This is a genomic window from Parabacteroides sp. AM58-2XD (assembly GCF_003463685.1).
Lineage (GTDB): Bacteria > Bacteroidota > Bacteroidia > Bacteroidales > Tannerellaceae > Parabacteroides > Parabacteroides segnis.
In genome coordinates, this window is record NZ_QSDP01000204.1 from 1 (window position 1) to 2,799 (window position 2,799).

3 protein-coding genes are annotated in these 2,799 nt (G+C 37.6%); all 3 read right to left on the reverse strand.

Features of this window, described 5'->3' with window-relative positions; all coding sequences use genetic code 11:
- Positions 1–832: EpsG family protein (locus tag DXA15_RS24715; RefSeq protein ID WP_147349107.1), on the reverse strand; the 832-nt coding region annotated here is incomplete at its 3' end.
- Positions 730–2,007, reverse strand: a complete 1,278-nt coding sequence (locus tag DXA15_RS24720) for an oligosaccharide flippase family protein (RefSeq protein WP_128135808.1) — start codon at positions 2,005–2,007, stop codon at positions 730–732. The genes DXA15_RS24720 and DXA15_RS24715, both read right to left, overlap by 103 nt.
- An 11-nt stretch (positions 2,008–2,018) precedes the next feature.
- On the reverse strand, positions 2,019–2,799 hold a 781-nt coding region (locus DXA15_RS24725; RefSeq protein ID WP_147349108.1), incomplete at its 5' end, for an MraY family glycosyltransferase.

The following is a 2,799-nucleotide window of genomic DNA, read 5'->3' on the forward strand; positions in this document are numbered from 1 at the left end:
GATCGGAAGTGACATAAAAGATTAAACCCTTAGTAAAAATAGTATCTAATGAAAGAATATTTTCTATAATTGTATAAATCCAGTCTCTTTGGACAATAGGCATTATAATAAAAAAAGCAATAACGGGTAAGACGTATATCTTTTTTAAAGAATAGACCAGATAAAAACCAAAGAAAAGCCCAAAGACCACCAGCGAAAATTTGTGGAACAAAAAAGCAGTGATAACATATAGCATAACTTTCCAAGTTTTATGTTCATTCAAGGCTAATATGGCGAGCAAGAAAAAGGCCAAAGCCACAGCTTCACGCATCACTTCCATATTCTGCTTGGTATATTCAAACATATAATAGAACAAGACCATAGAAAAACAAAGTGTAGGACAAACTTTTTTGACGAACTTACCCCAAATGACTATGTGGATCATGCTTACGACACACTGCACCAAAAAGAAATCATTACAAAGGGTTTTACAACAAACGTTAAGCAGTACCCAAAAAGGATCGTAACGAACATCTGAAAAATCGTTCCATTGTAAATGAAATAAATCCGGATAGTATTTGAAATCATCCATATACACCACTGTATCGCTACCTATCCTATATCGCAGCCCACTGACAAGGATCATTAAGGCTAGCGAAATAAAAAAATGTAGCTGTCTATGCCTTTGATACTGACCAACATCGTACACTAGTGCCAAGCATACATAATATGTGAATAAAAGGATATATATCATAATTTTCCAAAGGTCAAGATTCTGTATAAACGGCAGTAATAGAGACGATAAAACAGAACAAAAATATCTGTTAAAACCAATGCTAATGCAAAATTGCATATAGTAAACAAATTCATCCAATAGAGTAACGAATAGATGAATACTAGTACAAAAGTGCTGTATATAACACTATTATTGAAAGGCTTAGGATGCCCGAACGCAACCAATGTCGTGGACCCAAGACATATCGTAATACTTGTGCAGAACGTGTATAGACAGAATATGCGCATCAAAGAAATAGTTTCCGGAACTTTTGTCCCCGTGAAAAGAGATACCAATAGCGGAGATGCTACAAATATGACAGTACTCAGTACAAAGGCAAACAAGATATTGAGCCAAAGAAAGTGAACCACGAAACGCTTATCTCGTGTACGGGCAATATGGGGGTACACGGCTTGGTTGAGCATGTTGGTAGGGATACGGACAGCATTGGAAACTTTTTGCGCTAATTCGAAAGCCGCTACGCTCTCCATCGTGAAAAATATGCCGCTCACGGTCTTTGCTAAATTGGTATTGAAGATGACCGACATGCGTGAGAACCAGAAAGGTACGCTCTCAAAGAACATCTGCCGTATCATCGCACAACCGGGCACTGCCAAACGTATACCTTCCAGCTTCAACAGACAATAAAAAGAAATTATCCCTGCCAGTACATTTCCCATGGACTGTAGAAGTGCAACCAGCGGATAATCACCCTCGCTATGTATAAATATAAATACGGAAATCGTATAAAACAATATGGAACTGGAGCGGACAAGGGTGATGTATTTCATCTTTTCAATCCCTTGGTAATACCACACAGGAAATAATAGCTCCGACAAGCAAGTCAGAAATGCAAAAAAAATCAGAGGTTTATTCTGTTCCATAAACGGAACGGTCAACATTCCGATCAGTAACACAAGTGAACAGAGTAAAAATAGCAACAATTTGATAAATAGCACAGTAGAAACAATCCTGTTCAATGCTAGCTTGTCGCTACGATGGACTGAAACATCTTTTACCGCAGAGATGTCCAAACCAAAATTGATGACCACACTAAAATATTGAATAATAGTTTGTGCTAAAGCTACCATCCCATACTTCTCCATACCAACCGTCCTTATAATGTAAGGCATGGCTACAAAAGGCATAAAGATACGTACACATTCTATGATAGTCAAATATCCTGTGTTCTTGGCGATGATCCTGTTATTACGTAACTTATTCTTTAAAGTCTCTATAAAGAAGTGTATCATTCCAAAGAAAATCAGATTTTATCCTTTAACTTTCCCGATAAATTATTTTTATCCCTGATCCGATCAAACCACACATTCAACCCAACCCAAACAACAATATCCATTATAAACAAAATATTGTTATTTACATAGGATATTAATGTCATATTGATGACACTGAAAGATAATGCCATCGCCAATATGCTGATCATTGCTTTGCGCGGACTGAAGCCCATATCCAAAAATTTATGATGTATATGGTTTCTGTCTGCATTGAATAACCCTTTATGATTTCGGGCACGTACCAATATGACTCGGAATACATCGAACATGGGAACAATCAATGTTGAAAAGGCGACAACGATGGCTCCTTCGGTATAAGGAGCTCTTTCGGAATTGTTGTTGGTATAAGCGATAGCTAAAAAGGCAAGTATGTAGCCTAATGTCAGGCTACCGGTATCTCCCATAAATATCTTTTTGCAACGATTTACTTTACCAAATACATTGTAATAGAAGAAGGGGAGTAGTACTCCCAATGTCGAAAAAGCAAGCATGGCATAGATCCATTGATCGTAATAAAGGTATAAACTTCCGAGAGTTAAAAGCGATATGCTGCTTAACCCGGACGCCAACCCATCGATGCCATCTATCAGATTGATTGCATTGACAATGAATACTGTTAGTAAAATGGTAAAGGGGATTCCCAGCCAGGGGGTGAGTTCATCAATTCCGAAAAGACCATACAGATTATTGATCCATAGACCGGATAGAGGGATAAGAGAGGCTGCAATAATCTGTATAACGAATTTGCTT

Coding starts and splice junctions, on each gene's coding strand:
- DXA15_RS24720 (WP_128135808.1), bottom strand. CDS start 2,007: ATGATACACTTCTTTATAGAGACTTTAAAGAATAAGTTACGTAATAAC.